Source organism: Aeromonas sp. (genome assembly GCF_050252055.1).
In the GTDB taxonomy this organism is placed as follows: Bacteria; Pseudomonadota; Gammaproteobacteria; order Enterobacterales; family Aeromonadaceae; genus Aeromonas; species Aeromonas caviae.
Window position 1 is genome coordinate 288,780 of the sequence record NZ_JBFWLQ010000002.1, and the last position, 14,544, is coordinate 303,323.

Annotated in this window: 12 protein-coding genes and 1 other RNA gene; 8 read left to right on the top strand and 5 right to left on the bottom strand. The window is 62.6% G+C overall.

Annotation, left to right across the window (positions count from 1 at the left end; all coding sequences use genetic code 11):
- The first annotated feature begins 7 nt into the window (after positions 1 to 7).
- The 8 genes from AB7E19_RS04925 (at position 8) to AB7E19_RS04960 (ending at position 8,643) form a co-directional block, all read left to right on the top strand.
- On the top strand, positions 8 to 1,108 hold the full coding sequence (locus AB7E19_RS04925) for an enoyl-CoA hydratase/isomerase family protein (RefSeq protein ID WP_427934691.1): 1,101 nt from the start codon (positions 8 to 10) through the stop codon (positions 1,106 to 1,108).
- Between the two features lie 27 nt (positions 1,109 to 1,135).
- The gene (mmsB, locus tag AB7E19_RS04930; protein ID WP_427934692.1) at positions 1,136 to 2,056 is read left to right on the top strand and encodes a 3-hydroxyisobutyrate dehydrogenase; all 921 of its coding nucleotides are present in this window, start codon (positions 1,136 to 1,138) and stop codon (positions 2,054 to 2,056) included.
- A 71-nt stretch (positions 2,057 to 2,127) separates the two neighbouring features.
- Positions 2,128 to 2,889: an SDR family oxidoreductase gene (locus AB7E19_RS04935; RefSeq protein ID WP_427934693.1), complete on the top strand. Its 762-nt coding sequence runs from the start codon at positions 2,128 to 2,130 to the stop codon at positions 2,887 to 2,889.
- A gap of 365 nt (positions 2,890 to 3,254) precedes the next feature.
- The gene (gene arcD, locus AB7E19_RS04940) at positions 3,255 to 4,691 is read left to right on the top strand and encodes an arginine-ornithine antiporter (RefSeq protein ID WP_010674600.1); all 1,437 of its coding nucleotides are present in this window, start codon (positions 3,255 to 3,257) and stop codon (positions 4,689 to 4,691) included.
- Between the two features lie 91 nt (positions 4,692 to 4,782).
- Positions 4,783 to 5,571 carry a sulfite exporter TauE/SafE family protein gene (locus AB7E19_RS04945; RefSeq protein WP_043155469.1) on the top strand — a complete coding sequence of 263 codons (789 nt, stop codon included), beginning with the start codon at positions 4,783 to 4,785 and terminating at the stop codon, positions 5,569 to 5,571.
- 102 nt (positions 5,572 to 5,673) lie between these two features.
- An RNA gene (gene ffs, locus AB7E19_RS04950) (signal recognition particle sRNA small type) lies at positions 5,674 to 5,770 on the top strand.
- A 590-nt stretch (positions 5,771 to 6,360) separates the two neighbouring features.
- Positions 6,361 to 7,146, top strand: coding sequence for a MetQ/NlpA family ABC transporter substrate-binding protein (locus AB7E19_RS04955; RefSeq protein WP_427934694.1), 786 nt, complete (start codon positions 6,361 to 6,363; stop codon positions 7,144 to 7,146).
- A gap of 183 nt (positions 7,147 to 7,329) precedes the next feature.
- Positions 7,330 to 8,643 (top strand): NAD(P)/FAD-dependent oxidoreductase, encoded by a 1,314-nt coding sequence (locus tag AB7E19_RS04960; RefSeq protein ID WP_210538005.1) that lies wholly within the window; start codon positions 7,330 to 7,332, stop codon positions 8,641 to 8,643.
- A gap of 61 nt (positions 8,644 to 8,704) precedes the next feature.
- On the opposite strand, the gene yjfF is transcribed toward AB7E19_RS04960, so the two are convergent.
- The 5 genes from yjfF to AB7E19_RS04985 form a co-directional block, all read right to left on the bottom strand.
- A complete protein-coding gene (gene yjfF, locus AB7E19_RS04965) occupies positions 8,705 to 9,718 on the bottom strand; it encodes a galactofuranose ABC transporter, permease protein YjfF (protein ID WP_202042518.1) in 1,014 nt (337 codons plus the stop codon).
- Positions 9,711 to 10,730, bottom strand: a complete 1,020-nt coding sequence (gene ytfT, locus AB7E19_RS04970) for a galactofuranose ABC transporter, ATP-binding protein YtfT (RefSeq protein ID WP_010674605.1) — start codon at positions 10,728 to 10,730, stop codon at positions 9,711 to 9,713. The genes yjfF and ytfT overlap by 8 nt, the downstream gene beginning before the upstream one ends.
- Before the next feature lies 1 nt (position 10,731).
- Positions 10,732 to 12,240 (bottom strand): galactofuranose ABC transporter, ATP-binding protein YtfR, encoded by a 1,509-nt coding sequence (gene ytfR / locus AB7E19_RS04975; RefSeq protein WP_039039167.1) that lies wholly within the window; start codon positions 12,238 to 12,240, stop codon positions 10,732 to 10,734.
- A gap of 85 nt (positions 12,241 to 12,325) precedes the next feature.
- Positions 12,326 to 13,285 (bottom strand): galactofuranose ABC transporter, galactofuranose-binding protein YtfQ, encoded by a 960-nt coding sequence (ytfQ, locus tag AB7E19_RS04980; RefSeq protein ID WP_010674607.1) that lies wholly within the window; start codon positions 13,283 to 13,285, stop codon positions 12,326 to 12,328.
- A 283-nt stretch (positions 13,286 to 13,568) separates the two neighbouring features.
- Positions 13,569 to 14,534 (bottom strand): LysR family transcriptional regulator, encoded by a 966-nt coding sequence (locus tag AB7E19_RS04985; protein ID WP_427934695.1) that lies wholly within the window; start codon positions 14,532 to 14,534, stop codon positions 13,569 to 13,571.
- Positions 14,535 to 14,544 lie beyond the last annotated feature (10 nt).

Below are 14,544 nucleotides of genomic sequence, written 5' to 3' on the forward strand. Positions count from 1 at the left end.
GCTGCCCATGAGTGAGCCCGTGCGCATCGAGACCCGCCCCACGGCGGATGGTGGCCACATCGGCATCCTCACCCTGGACAGCCCCGCCTCCCTCAATGCCCTGAGCCTTGAGATGATCCAGTTGTTGCAGGGGGCGTTGACCCGCTGGGAGCAGGATCCGGCCATCGTCTGCGTGCTGTTGCAGGGGGCCGGCGAGAAGGCATTCTGCGCCGGTGGCGACATCCGCTCCTTTTATTACCGCAAGCAGGAGGGGAGCGAGTCGGCACTGTTTGGCTATGCCCGCGACTTCTTCGAACAGGAGTACCGGCTCGATCACCACATCCACTGCTACGGCAAGCCCCTTGTCTGCGTGGCGGACGGCATCTGCATGGGGGGCGGCATCGGTCTCTTTGCCGGGGCCGGGTTCCGGGTGGTGACCGAGAAGAGTCTGTTCGCCATGCCGGAGGTGACCATAGGCCTCTATCCGGACGTGGGGGCCAGCTGGTTTTTGAGCCGGATGCCGGGGCGGCTCGGACTCTGGCTTGGCCTCACCGGTGCCCGCTTCAACGGGGCGGATGCCATCGGCCTGGGGCTCGCGGATCATGCCATGGGGAGCCGCGAGCGGGTGGAACTGCCGGTGCGCCTCGCCGCCCTCGACTGGTCTGCAGGCGACCCCTGCGAGCAGATCGAGGTGCTGCTCACCGATTTGCAGGAAGCCCCTGGTCAGGCATTGCCGCCTCCCGTACTGCTGCCCCACCAGGCCCGCATCGATGCGCTGTTGGCTGGCCGCTCCCTGCAAGGGGTGCTGGCACGCCTCGAGGCCGCCGGGCTGGACGAACCGGCGCTGGTTCAGGGGCGGGAGACCTGCCTTCGCGGCAGCCCCATCAGCCGCGCCATTCTCTGGCGCCAGTTCTGGCAGGCACGGCGCCAGTCCCTGGCCGAGGTGTTTGCCGACGAGCTGACCCTCTCGGTCAACTGCGTGCTCAGAGGGGACTTCGTGGAAGGGGGGCGGGCCCTGCTCATCGACAAGGACAAGTCCCCTCGCTGGCAGGCCCCGCAGGCGGGGGAGGCCTGGCTGGATGCCTTCTATCGCTGGCCCGAGGGTGACAACCCCTTGCGCCCCCGCTGACGCGGGATCACACACAAGGAGCACACCATGACAAGGATTGGGTTTATCGGGCTTGGCAACATGGGGGGGCCCATGGCCGCCAACCTGGCCAGGGCGGGGCACAGGGTGCAGGTGTTTGATCTGGTGCCCGAGAGCCTGAGCCGGGCCATCGAGGCTGGCTGCATTGCCGCCGGGAATGCCCGGGAAGCGGTGAGCGGCTGCGAGCTGGTCATCAGCATGCTGCCAGCGGGCGAGCACGTGCGCAGCCTCTGGCTGGGGGAGAGTGTCGGTGAGCGGGGCGGCCAGGATCTGCTGGCGGCCCTGTCGCCCGGTGCCCTGGTCATCGACTGCTCCACCATAGACGTGGCCTCGGCCCGTCAGGTGGGGGCGGCGGCGCAGGCGCGCGGCATCCGTTTTCTCGATGCCCCCGTTTCGGGGGGCGTGGCTGGCGCGGCGGCGGGCACGCTCACTTTCATCGTCGGCGGCGAACAAGCGGATTTTGAAGCGGCCAGACCCGTGCTCGCCTGCATGGGGCAGAACCTGTTTCACGCCGGTGCCCTCGGCGCGGGCCAGATCGCCAAGATGTGCAACAACATGCTGCTCGCCATCCACATGGCCGGCACCGCCGAGGCGCTGGCGCTCGGGGTCAAGGAGGGGCTGGATCCCGCCGTGCTCTCCACCATCATGGGCAAGAGTTCGGGCAACAACTGGAGCCTTGAGCGCTACAACCCCTGGCCCGGGGTGATGGAGAACGTCCCGGCATCCCGTGGGTATACAGGGGGCTTTATGACCCGGCTGATGGTCAAGGATTTGGGGCTCGCCATGGCGTTGGCGGAACATGCCCACAGCGCCGTGCCCATGGGGGCCCTGGCCCGCAACCTCTTCAACCTGCACGGGAGCCTGGGCCAGGAGAACAAGGATTTTTCCAGCATCCTCGAGCTCTATCGGGACAAAACAGCGTCGGGTTAAGGGCCGCTATCTACCTTTTTACCCGATAGTCTTTGACTCGACAGTCACCGGCCATCTCACCAGGAGCATTTATGGATATCACACGGAAAGTCATCGCCATCACGGGGGCGGGCAGGGGGCTCGGGCGCGCCATCGCTCTGAGTCTGGCGGAGCAGGGGGCCGTGCTGGCCCTCATCGACGTCAACCGCACCGATCTGGAGGTGACCGAGGCGGAAGTGCGCAGCCGTGACGGCCGCTGCGCCCTGTTCGTCTGCAACGTGGCAAGCGAGCCAGAGGTCGAGGCGACCTTCGCCGCCATCAAGGATCAGTTCGGTGCCCTGCACGGCCTCGTCAACTGTGCCGGCATCCTGCGCGACGGCATGCTGATCAAGGTGAAGGAGGGGGCACTGACGGAGAAGATGAGCCTGGCCCAGTGGCAGAGCGTCATCGACGTCAATCTCACCGGCACCTTCCTGTGCGGGCGCGAGGGGGGGGCGCTGATGGCCACCGGCGGGGAGGGGGGCGTCATCATCAACATCTCCTCCATCGCCCGGGCCGGCAACATGGGCCAGAGCAACTATGCCGCCAGCAAGGCGGGGGTGGCCTCTCTGGTGGTCACCTGGGGGAAGGAGCTGGCCCGTCACGGCATCCGGGTGATGGGCATCGCCCCCGGCGTCTTTGCCACCGACATGACGGCGGCGATGAAGCCCGAAGCCATGGCCCGCATGCAACAGGCCATCCCGGTGGGCACCCTGGGGCAGGCGGCGCAGCTGGCCCAGACGGTGCAGTTCATCCTTGCCAACGACTATCTGTCGGGGCGGATGATCGAGCTGGACGGCGGCTTGAGGCTCTAGTCCCCCCTGCATATACCCTCTCTGACGCCCCTCCAGCAGGGGCGTTTTTGCAGGGGAAAGGCCCCAGTGCAAGGGTGCATAGCCATGCAGGTCCGGCTTTTGAAAAGCGGGGCGGCATCATGAAAAGTCGTGAAATATCAACGGGTCTTTCTTAATTTGAACCAGCTCACAGGCACCCCGGGTCAGTGCTGTAAAATTGCGCGCGGTCAAGGCGGCTCATGATTGACGGCAAGAGGGATTGCGGCCGGAATAGTCATGCAATATAGTTGCCGCCTTTTTCACGGGGTATGGATTTCTAGCCCCTCCCATGTCGCGCGCTGTATGAATACGGATGCTCAGCCGCCGCCTAATAAAACAGGTTTGAGATGGACAAGAAACTGGGGCTGGGTGCCCTCATTTCGCTGGTGATCGGCTCCATGGTCGGTGCCGGGGTTTTCAGTCTGCCGCAAAACATTGCAGCGCACGCCAGTGCCGGGGCCGTCGCCCTGGGATGGGCCATCACGGGGATCGGCATGATCTGCCTCGCCCTGGTCTACCAGAATCTCTCCATGCGTCGACCGGATCTCGATGGCGGCATCTTCAGCTACGCCAAGGCGGGGTTCGGGGATTTCGTCGGCTTCAACGCCGCCTGGGGTTACTGGCTGTGCCAGCTGCTGGCCAACGTCTCCTACGCCATCGTGGTGTTCAGTGCGCTGAGCTACTTCTTCGACACGCCGGACAATGTCATCTTCGGTGACGGCAATACTCCGGTCGCCATCACGCTCGCTTCCCTGCTCATCTGGTCGGTGCATGCCCTGGTGCTGCGCGGCATCCAGGTGGCGGCGCTGGTGAACATCGTCACCACCATCGCCAAGATGGTGCCCCTCATCGTCTTCTGCGTAGCCATCCTGCTCGCTTTCAACATGGAGACCTTCACCCTGGATCTCTGGGGGCAGGGGAGTCCCGAGCTCGGCTCCGTGATGGATCAGGTCAAGTCCACCATGAAGGTGACCCTCTGGGTCTTCATCGGCATCGAGGGGGCCGTGGTGGTCTCCGCCCGTGCCCGCCATCGCAAGGACGTGGGCCGCGCCACCGTGCTGGCGCTGCTCGGCGCCCTGGCGCTCTACGTCATGGTGACCCTGTTCTCCCTGGGTGTCATGAACCAGCCGCAACTGGCGGCCCTCAAGAACCCCTCCACCGCCATGATCCTGGAAGCCGTGGTCGGCCCCTGGGGCGCCTGGCTCATCAACATCGGCTTGGTGATCTCGGTGATGGGGGCCCTGCTGAGCTGGACCGTGCTGGCGGCGGAAGTGCCCTACATAGCCGGCAAGACCGGGGTCTTCCCGGCCTGGTTCGCCAAGGAGAACAAGAACGGTTCCCCCAAGGTGTCGCTCTGGTGCTCCACCTGCCTGGTGCAGATCTTCCTCATCATCATCTACTTCCAGAACAGCACCTACCTGGCGTTGGTGAACATCGCCACCTCGGCGGCCCTGGTGCCCTATGTCTTCTCTGGTGCTTACGGCCTCAAGCTGGCGTTGAAAGGGGAGACCTACGCGGGCCAGCCCCATCAGCGCAAGCGCGACCTGCTGCTGGCCCTGGTGGCCACCGTCTATGGCTGCTGGCTGGTCTATGCCGCCGGGGTGGAGTACCTCTTGCTGGTGGCACTGCTCTACAGCCCGGGGATCTTCATCTACTGGAAGGCGCGCCAGCACCACGGCCTGCGCAGCCTCAACCGGCTGGAGCAGGGGATGACGGCAGCCCTGCTCGGATGCGCCGTGCTGGCGTTCTACAAGGTGATGGACGGTACCATTCCCCTGCATTAATCGGCACAATAAAGAGATGGCAAGATGCCATCTCTTTTTTATGGATAATGGCGGTCAAGTTGACCGCTGTTTCGTTATTGAAGGAATGTTTATGCTGTTTGTGGGCTATCTGGTGTTGGGCGCCTTCGCGGGCATGCTGGCCGGGCTGTTCGGTATCGGCGGCGGCCTCATCATCGTCCCCGTGCTGGTCCTGAGTTTTCACGCACAGGGCGTGGCGCCGGAGATCATCACCCATCTGGCCCTCGGCACCTCGCTGCCCACCATGATCTTCACCGGTTTCAGCTCCCTGCGTGCGCACCAGGAGGCAGGAGCGGTAGACTGGGGGATGATTCGGCGCCTGGGCGCCGGCATGCTGGTCGGTGCCTGGCTCGGCGGCATGACCGCCAACCTGCTGAGCGCCAGCACCCTCAACATCATCATCGGCTGCTTCGCCTGGACCATGGCCCTGCAGATGGGGCTCAATCTGAGGCCAAAAGCGGAGCGACACATGCCGGGCCCCCTTGGTACCGGGATCGCCGGCACCGTCATCGGCTGGATGTCGGCCTTGTTCGGCATCGGTGGCGGCTCGCTGACCGTGCCTTACCTCACCTGGAATTCGGTGCCCATGCGCAACGCCGTGGCCGCCTCCGCCGCCTGCAGCATGCCAATCGCCCTGGCAGGCAGCCTCAGCTACCTCTATGCCGGTTGGGGAGACGCCGAGCTGCCCGAGTGGAGCGTCGGATTCATCTATCTGCCGGCCCTGCTTGGCATCGTGCTCACCAGCACCCAATTTGCCCGTCTGGGCGCCAGACTGGCACACAGAATGCCACCCCGGCGGCTCAAGCAGGCCTTTGCCCTGCTCATGTTGCTGGTGGGTGCCAAATTCATGCTCTTTAGCTGAACCCTTGGCCAGATTGTTGAAAAATAAGGCGAACGGCTCGTGATGCGGTAGAAAGCCATTGCATTGAGGGGCCAGTTTGCCTATTCTCCTCGCCGGTGGTCCTATTGGTCCTCTCGCATTGATAACCCGTCGACCTGGTCAGGACCGGAAGGTAGCAGCCAAGGCGGGGGACTCGAGTGCCGGGATGTGGCTGGTAGGGCCACCACCTGTTTTTGCCATTCAACAAGTTACAGCTAATACCCCCTTCAGACCTCTTGGTAATCCACTTCATGTGGATGAATCAGGAGTCTTCAAAGTGAATCTCTGGCTCAATCCACACGGCAGCTGATACTACCGGAAAGTCACCAGGCACCCCTGTGGTGGTCGTAAAGCGTGCTCGTTGTAGCGATCAACAATCCCTGCAAACCCGCGACAAGCTGATGGCCCGTGCGGCGGTAGCCAAGTGGCCTGCGCCATCTCCTGGTGTGCTCCCCATTCCCTGTTGCCTTGGTCATCCGTCGGTGTTTGCCGGTCGTGCCCGTGCAGACCGTCAATACCCTCTCTTCGGCCCTGCCTGTTTCCTCGCTGGGCGGAAAGTCGACATGGGGAGTTCCAGCAACTGGTGTCGGCCGTCATCGGCGTACCACATGGCGGAAATAAAAGATTGAAAATAGCCCCTGGCATCGGGCTATTTCATTGATCCCGGCATTCGTCAATTTTGGTATATCCAAGGGATATCTTGTGCTTTGTACTCCTTGCATCGACCCCGTAATCTCGGGGGCGTCATCATTTATTAACAAGGAAAAAGCCATGTTGCAAACCATATTTAAATTGACGCCTCTGGTTGCCGCCATCATGTCAGGATATGCCAGCGCCGGGGAAACCATCCGGCTGGGGATAATGAGCGGCGAAGATGAAGGTGTGTGGAAAGTTGCCTCGGTACAGGCCAAAAAGCAGGGGCTGGATATCGAGCTTATCAAGTTCAATGACTATATTCTGCCCAACGAGGCGCTGGAGAATGGCGAAATAGATGCCAACGCATTTCAGCACAAACCCTACCTGGACAATCAGGTGAAGAGCCGTGGCTACCATATCGTGCCGGTCGGCAATACGGCGGTGTGGCCCATCGGTCTGTATTCCAAGAAATTCAATGCGGTCGGTGACTTGCCGGAGAGGGCCATCATAGGGGTGCCCAACGATCCCAGCAATGAAGGGCGTGCGCTGCGGGTGCTGGCGTCGGCCGGGGTCATCAAGCTGCGTCCCGGCTCGGGCATATTGGCGACCACTACGGATATTATCGACAACCCCAAGAAATTGCAGATAAGGGAGCTGGATACCGGCATCATAGGGCGCTCTCTGGAGGATCTGGATGCCGCCGTGGTCAATACGGACTGGGCATTGAAATCCGGCTTGAGCCAGCAGCAACGTATTTATTCCGAGACGGCAAAAGAGAATCCTTACAATAATTTCATCGCGGTCAAAAGCGGCAATGAAAGCGCCCCCTGGGTGAAAACTCTGGTGGCATCCTATCAAAATGAGCAAGTCAAGGCTGCGCTGGAAAAATACTATAAAGGGACGGCTATCCCTGCGTGGTAATTAATACCGGTGATCCATCACTGATGATTTATTGGTTATGGATACTGCCTTCTATCGGGGCCGCCTTCTCACCGGAGCGCGGTCCCCTATTTTGGGTGGCCGCACAGTGCGGCCATTTTGCAAGACAACCTGGGCCGGTACTCGACCGGGCCCTTGCAGACAAAGACATGAGCAGGATGCGCCATGAAGTTCCGTTATTTTCCCCGCACTGAAGAGATCAACGGTTGGGCCGCCATCTTGCCCGAGCGGGTGCCCAGCGCACCGCTGAAGGGGGTGGTCCAGGGGGACTGGGTGGTGGTGGGGGCGGGCTATGCCGGGCTGGCCTTTGCCCATGTGCTGGCCGAGCATCAGCCACAGGCCCGCATCGTGCTGCTGGAAGCGGGTGTGGTGGGGGACAACGCCGCCGGGCGCAACTCGGGGTTTGCCATCGATTTGCCCCACAATATCGGCAGCGGCACCGCCGAGCTGGCCAAGGCCAGCCACTATCGGCGACTGCTGAAAGGGGGACTGGCCCAGTTGGCGCACTGGGTCAGCCGGTATCGCATTGATTGCGACTGGCAGCAGAGCGGCAAGTATCACTGCGCCGTCAAGGCCGGATCCGCCGGGCTGCTCAAACAATACGCCCACGAGCTGGATCTGCTGGACGAAGGCTATGAGTACCTGGAAGGGGCCGCCCTCTCGGCCCGTCTCGGCACCGGCTTTTACCACTCGGCCATCTATACCCCCAATACAGTGCTGCTCAATCCGGCCGCTCTGGTGCAGGGGCTTGCCGACAAGCTGCCGGGAAATGTGACCCTGTATGAGCGTAGCCCCGCCTTGCGGGTGGACAGCGCAGGCGGCGTTCGTATCACCACGCCCCATGGGGAGGTGGTGGCGAGCAAGGCCATGTTTGCCATCAACGGCGGCGCGGGTCAGCTGACCCCCTTTGCCGGCAAGCTTGCCTCCCTGGTGACCCATGCCACCCTGACCGAGCCGCTGACGCCCAAGCAGCGGGCCGGGTTGGGGGACATTGCGCCCTGGGGACTGACCCCGGTCAACGCCATCGTCGGCGCGACCTTTCGCTACACCCGGGATCACCGCATCCTGATCCGCCAGCATGTCGCTCATGCGCCGACACTGCACAGCCGTGCCGGGACCAATGAGGCCATGGTGCGGCGTCACCGCCAGTTGCTGCTCTCCCGCTTTCCCGCGCTGGGGGAGGTGGCCTTCGCCCATAGCTGGTCCGGGCTCATCAGCGTGAGCCGCAACGGGGCGCCGCTGTGGGGCCAGTTCGGCCCGGATCTCTACGCCGCGCTGGGATGCAACGGGGCTGGCATTAGCAAGCAAACCATGGCGGGCAAGGCGCTGGCCGATCTAGTGTGCGGGGTGGAGAGCCCCTGGGGCGAGCAGATGCGCGCCCTGGGCACGGCAAGCTATCTCCCGCCACGGCCCTGGCTGGATCTGGGGGTGCAAGGCTATCTCTGGAAAGAGCGGCTGCTGGGGGCTGGCGAATACTAGCGCCTGGTCACCATGGGGGACCTGCCCCCTGGCTGAGCAGGGGACAGGTTGTGTGACGGTGTCAATCAAGCTGGGCGGCGGCAGACGCCTGGCGCTTGAAGGGACCTGGCTTGTTGGCCTTGCGGTGTTCCGAAACCAGGATCAGCAGGCGCTGCAGGGCGATGAAGCTGAACAGCAGCAGGCCGATGATGATCTTGGTCCACCAGGAGCTGAGGGTGCCGTCGAAGTTGATGTAGGTCTGGATCAACCCTTGGATCAGCACCCCGAACAGGGAGCCGAAGACGGTGCCCACCCCGCCGCTCAGCAGAGTGCCGCCGATGACCACGGCGGCGATGGCATCGAGCTCCACCCCGACGGCGGCGAGCGGATAGCCCGCCGAGGTATAGAGCGCGAACACGATGCCTGCCAGGGTCGCCAGGGTGGTGGAGAGCAGGTAGATGCGAATGGTGGTGTGGCGCACCGAGATCCCCATCAGGGCTGCCGAGGTGGCGTTGCCGCCGATGGCGTAGACGTTGTTGCCAAAGCGGGTGCGGTTGGCGAGCAGGATGCCGAAGACCACCACCGCCAGCATGATGAGGGCCAGCAGGCTCAGGCGACCGCCCCCCGGTATCTTCCACGACAGGCTCGACAGGTAGGTGAAGGTGGGGTGATCGATGGGCAGGGACTGCTCGGAGATGAGAAAACTGGCCCCCCGCAGGAAGAACATGCCCGCCAGGGTGATGATGAAGGCGGGGATCTTCAGGGTGTCGATCAGCCAGCCCATGAGGGCGCCAAAGCCTGCTCCGAGTACCAGCACCAGAGGGATGGCCAGCACGGGGCTGACGCCCAGCTTCCCGATGAGGGTTGCCAGCAGCACGCCGGTGAAGGCGATGACGGCCCCCACCGACAGATCGATGCCCCCCGAGAGGATGACGAAGGTCATGCCCACCGCCACTATGCCGAGAAAGGCGTTGTCCGTCAGTATGTTGCAGATGATGCGGGTGGACATGAAGGCTGGGAAGGAGGCCAGGCAGAGCAGATAGCCCAGCACGAAGACCATGATGGTCACCATCAGGGGGAGGTTGCGTTTAAACATGGCGAGTCCCTCGCTGGAAGAGGTGGTTGAGGGCCGGTGACTGCATGACCAGCACCGCCAGCACCACCAGGGCCTTGACGATCTGGTTCCACTGGGGTTGGTAGCCGGAGAGCAGGATCCCGGTGTTCACCCCCTGGATGATCAGTATGCCGATCAGGGAGAGGGCGAGGTTGAAGCGCCCCCCCATCAGGGAGGTGCCTCCTATCACCACCGCCAGAATGGCGTCCATCTCGAGCCAGAGCCCGGCGTTGTTGGCATCGGCACCCCGGATGTCGGCGGCGACTATCATGCCGGCGACGGCGGCCATCATGCCGCTCAACAGGTAGGTGGCGATCACCACCATGGGGGTGTTGAGCCCGGCGTTCTTGGCGGCCTTGATGTTGATCCCCACCGCTTCGATGAAGAGGCCGAGGGCGGTGCGCTTGGTCAGCAGCCAGAGCAGCAGCGCCATGCCCAGGGTGATGATGACCGGGGTGGGCAGATAGAAGAGGGAGCCGCTGCCGATCCAGGCGAGTGCGTCGTTGTTGAAGGTGATGATCTGCCCCTCGGTGATGAGCTGGGCGATGCCCCGGCCCGCCACCATGAGGATCAGGGTGGCGACGATGGGCTGGATCTTGAACACCGCCACCAGCAGGCCGTTCCACAGGCCGCACAGAAGGCCCACCCCGATGACGGCGGCGAAGATGACCGGCAGGCTGTGACCGCCGGTGGCCAGGCTGGCCATGGTGGCCCCGCTGATGGCCATGACGGCGCCCACCGACAGGTCGATGCCGCCGGTGGCGATCACCAGCGTCATGCCGAGGGAGAGCAGGGCCACCGGGGCACAGCGGTTGAGGATGTCGATGAGGCTGCCAAACAGCCGCCCATCCTGGATGTGGATGGCGAAGAAGTTGTCGGCGACCAGGGCATTGATGAGCAGCACGCACACCAGGGCGGCGCACTGGGCCGAGCCCGTGGGCCACTCCCTGCGGGCGCGCGACCCCTTGGCGAGGGGAAGAATGGATGACGTCATATCAGGCCTCACATGCAATGGCGTTCATGATGGCGGGGACGCTCAGGGCGTCCGTCGCAAGCTCTGCCACCTGTTTTCTGTCACGAAGGACGATCACCCGATCGGCATAGCCCACCAGCTCCTCGAGCTCGGAGGAGATGACCAGCAGGGCCAGCCCGTTGGCACAGAGGGATTCGATGAGGCGGATGATCTCGGCGTGGGCCCCCACGTCGATGCCCCGGGTAGGCTCGTCCAGGATCAGGAACTGGGGTTTGGTGAGCAGCCAGCGGGCGAGCAGCACCTTTTGCTGGTTGCCCCCGGAGAGAAACTGGATGGGCTGCTCCGGTCCCGGGGTCTTGATGGCCAACTGCTCGATGAGGCGGGCGGTGATCTCGTCCTGTTCCTTGCGAGACAGGGGATGCAACCAGCCCCGCTGGGCTTGCAGGGCCAGCACCATGTTCTCCCGCACCGAGGCCGAGGCGATGATGCCGGCGCTCTTGCGATCCTCCGGGCAGAAACCAAAGCCGTTGGCGGCCGCCTGGCGTGCAGAGCGGATGGTCACCGGCTTGTCCCGCACCCGGCACTCGCCGCTGTCGCTCGGCACTATGCCGAACATCAGCTCGGCGGTCTCGGTACGACCGGACCCGAGCAGGCCGGCGAGGCCCACTATCTCCCCGGGCATGACGTCGAGACTGAAGGGGGCGATGACTCCCCGCTTGCCATAGTCCCTGAACGACACCATGGGCTGGTTGCTGCGCAGTGTCTTGCCCGCCCGCTTGAGGGCATTGTCGTCCAGCTCGCGTCCCAGCATCATCTTGACCAGCTCCAGTTGTGGCAGTGCCTGGGTGTCGCGGGTGCCGACCAGCTCGCCGTTGCGCAGCACTGTGATGCGATCGCTGATGGCGTAGACCTGATCGAGAAAATGGGTGATGAAGATGAGGCTCACCCCCTGATCCCGCAGGCGCGTCATGAGGGAGAAGAGCATTTGGACTTCGCTGGCATCCAGGCTCGCGGTGGGCTCGTCCAGGATCAGGATCCTGGCGGAGAGTGACACCGCCCGGGCGATGGCCACGATCTGCTGCATGGCGACCGAATAGTGGTCGAGGGGCAGGGTGACATCCATCTCGAAGCCGTGGCTGGCCATGATGGCGCTGGCCTGCCGGGTCATGGCGCCCCGGTCGATGAAGCCGAAACGGCGGGGCTCATGGCCGATGAAGAGGTTGTCCGCCACCGACATGTTCGGCAGCAGGTTGACCTCCTGATAGACGGTGCCTATCCCCAGACGCTGGGCATGGGCGGTGTCCGTCGGGGAGATGGGGACGCCATCGAGTTCGATACGGCCGGCGTCTCGCTGATAGACACCAGTGAGGGTCTTGATCAAAGTGGACTTGCCGGCCCCGTTCTCGCCGAGCAGCGCCATGATCTCTCCCCGGCGCAGGGAGAAGTCCACCTGATGCAGGGCTCGTACTCCGGGAAACGCCTTGCATATTCCGCGGGCATTCAATACGACATCGTGAGTGTTCTCTGACATGAACATTGGCTCTCCGATATAGCGCGCCATACAAGTTCAATCACTTATATGGCGCGCTATGTGACAGTCTGGCGGGGGAGCGGGATTAATAACCCATGTCTTTTTTCAGCTCGAGCTGCGCCTCGGCACTCCCGGGCTCAAACAGTTTGGACTCCGTCTTGATATGTTTGGGGGGCAGGGTGCCATCTTTCTTATAGGCCAGCAGGGCATCGAAGGCCGGTCCCGCCATATTCGGCGTGAGCTCCACCGAGGCATTGGCTTCGCCTGCGATCATCGCCTTGAAAATATCCGGCACGCCATCGATGGAGATGATCTTGATATCCTTGCCCGGTTTCAGCCCGGCCTCTTTAATGGCCTGGATGGCGCCGATGGCCATGTCATCGTTATGGGCGTAGACGGCGCAAATATTCTTGCCGCTATTTTCCGCCTTGATGAAGCTCTCCATCACTTCCTTGCCTTTGCTGCGGGTGAAATCGCCGGACTGGGTGCGGATGATCTTGATGGTGGGCACGGCCGAGACGGTGTCGAGGAAGCCCTTCTTGCGATCCAGCGCCACGCTGGCACCCACCGTGCCCTGCAATTCAACCACGTTGCACGGTTTGCCATCCTGCTGCTTGATGAGCCACTGGGCTGCCACTTCCCCTTCGTGGACGCTGTCGGCGGCGACCCCGGTCATGAAGAGACCGTCATCTTTTACCGTGATATTGCGATCCAGCAGGAAGACCGGGATCTCGGCCTCTTTCGCCTCCTGCAATACCGGCTCCCAGCCAGTCTGTACCACGGGGGCAATAAAGATGGCATCCACTCCTTGGGCAATAAAGGAGCGAATGGCCTTGATCTGGTTCTCCTGTTTCTGCTGGGCATCGGCAATTTTCAGGATGATGCCGCGTTTTTGGGCCTCGCTCTTGGCGACCGATGTTTCTGCAGCTCGCCACCCGGATTCAGAACCAATTTGCGAGAAGCCCACGGTCATCTCTGCAGAATATGCAGTTGCCGAAAGAATAAGGGTGCTGATAATGCTCGCCAGTTTCACTTTTTTATACATATGACACTCCTTTGTGATGCATGGTGAAATAAACCGGAACACGTCAGGTTTTTATTGTACGGGTCAAGGTTATAGGCTCTTGAATTAAACGGCGGGAGGTGGCTCACAGAAAATTTTCAGCAGCACGATGCTTCATACAAACAGCAGAAGAGTTCATATATCGAGCCCTGCCTGCATTGATTTTTATGCATATTTATTTAATTAGGCAACCATTGTGTCCAGAGTGCCACCTGCTTTTTGCCCCCGTTATCGGGGGCGCAGGCACGCAGATGAGGGGCCCTCGTCAACGAAGAGGGGGATATTCCCCTGGCACAGGCGACCCCTCTTGGCGCACCGCTGCCAGCAGATAATCCACGAAGGCCCGGACCCGGGCCGAGAGGTGACGGTGCTGTGGATAGAGGGCGTAGAAGGGGCGGGATCGCCCCGCAAAGGGGGTCATCACCTCGACCAGCTTGCCTTGCAACAGCGCCTCGGCTGCCACGAAATGGTAGATCTGGAACAGACCGCCCCCAGCCACCGCCCAGCCCAGGCCCGCCAGCACATCGTCAAGCACCCGCTGTCTGCTCTGAACATGAAGGTCGACAGGGTCCCCCTGCTCGTTCACGAACTGCCAGGGGAAGGGGCGACCCGTGCTCGGGGTGATGAACTGGATCAGATCATGTTGCGACAGCATCTCCAGGGAGGTTGGCGCGGGGCGGCGGGCGGCATAATCGGGGGCGCAGAAGACCCCGAGGCTGGCATCCTCCAGCTTGCGGGCGATGATCCGCCCATCGCGCGGCTCTCCCAGCCGGATGGCCAGATCGTAACCATCATCCACGAAGTCGATGTTCCTGTTGGAGACATTGAGCTCCAGTTCGACCTCGGGATAGGCCGCCATGAAGCCCGGCAGCAGGGGCACCAGACGGTGGTGGGCATAGACGGTGCCCACGCTGATGCGCAGCACTCCTCTGGGGTGGCGCTGGCGACCGGTGATGGCCCGCTCGGCCTCGGCGATTTGCTCGAGCGCTTGCTGGCACTGTTCCCGATAGAGCTCCCCGTCATGGGTGAGGCGCACGCTGCGGGTGGTGCGATGGAAGAGTTTGACGCCGAGCCTGGCCTCGAGACGCTGGATGGAGCGGCTCACCGAGGCGGGCGTCACCCCCAGTACCTGAGCCGTGGCGGTAAAGCTGCCAAGTTCGGCTGCCTTGCAAAAGAGCTCTATGGTGCCGAGCTGGACGGGGTCGAAGGCACGGGACGTATGTTCATCCATGTAAATAATC

What these genes read in the sequence shown, in the direction of transcription:
- yjfF (WP_202042518.1), bottom strand. Translation starts at nt 9,718, where the DNA reads ATGTTTAAACGCAACCTCCCCCTGATGGTGACCATCATGGTCTTCGTG.
- AB7E19_RS04960 (WP_210538005.1), top strand. Translation starts at nt 7,330, where the DNA reads ATGAAGTTCCGTTATTTTCCCCGCACTGAAGAGATCAACGGTTGGGCC.
- ytfQ (WP_010674607.1), bottom strand. Translation starts at nt 13,285, where the DNA reads ATGTATAAAAAAGTGAAACTGGCGAGCATTATCAGCACCCTTATTCTT.
- AB7E19_RS04945 (WP_043155469.1), top strand. Translation starts at nt 4,783, where the DNA reads ATGCTGTTTGTGGGCTATCTGGTGTTGGGCGCCTTCGCGGGCATGCTG.
- AB7E19_RS04985 (WP_427934695.1), bottom strand. Translation starts at nt 14,534, where the DNA reads ATGGATGAACATACGTCCCGTGCCTTCGACCCCGTCCAGCTCGGCACC.
- AB7E19_RS04935 (WP_427934693.1), top strand. Translation starts at nt 2,128, where the DNA reads ATGGATATCACACGGAAAGTCATCGCCATCACGGGGGCGGGCAGGGGG.
- AB7E19_RS04955 (WP_427934694.1), top strand. Translation starts at nt 6,361, where the DNA reads ATGTTGCAAACCATATTTAAATTGACGCCTCTGGTTGCCGCCATCATG.
- ytfR (WP_039039167.1), bottom strand. Translation starts at nt 12,240, where the DNA reads ATGTCAGAGAACACTCACGATGTCGTATTGAATGCCCGCGGAATATGC.
- mmsB (WP_427934692.1), top strand. Translation starts at nt 1,136, where the DNA reads ATGACAAGGATTGGGTTTATCGGGCTTGGCAACATGGGGGGGCCCATG.
- AB7E19_RS04925 (WP_427934691.1), top strand. Translation starts at nt 8, where the DNA reads ATGAGTGAGCCCGTGCGCATCGAGACCCGCCCCACGGCGGATGGTGGC.
- arcD (WP_010674600.1), top strand. Translation starts at nt 3,255, where the DNA reads ATGGACAAGAAACTGGGGCTGGGTGCCCTCATTTCGCTGGTGATCGGC.
- ytfT (WP_010674605.1), bottom strand. Translation starts at nt 10,730, where the DNA reads ATGACGTCATCCATTCTTCCCCTCGCCAAGGGGTCGCGCGCCCGCAGG.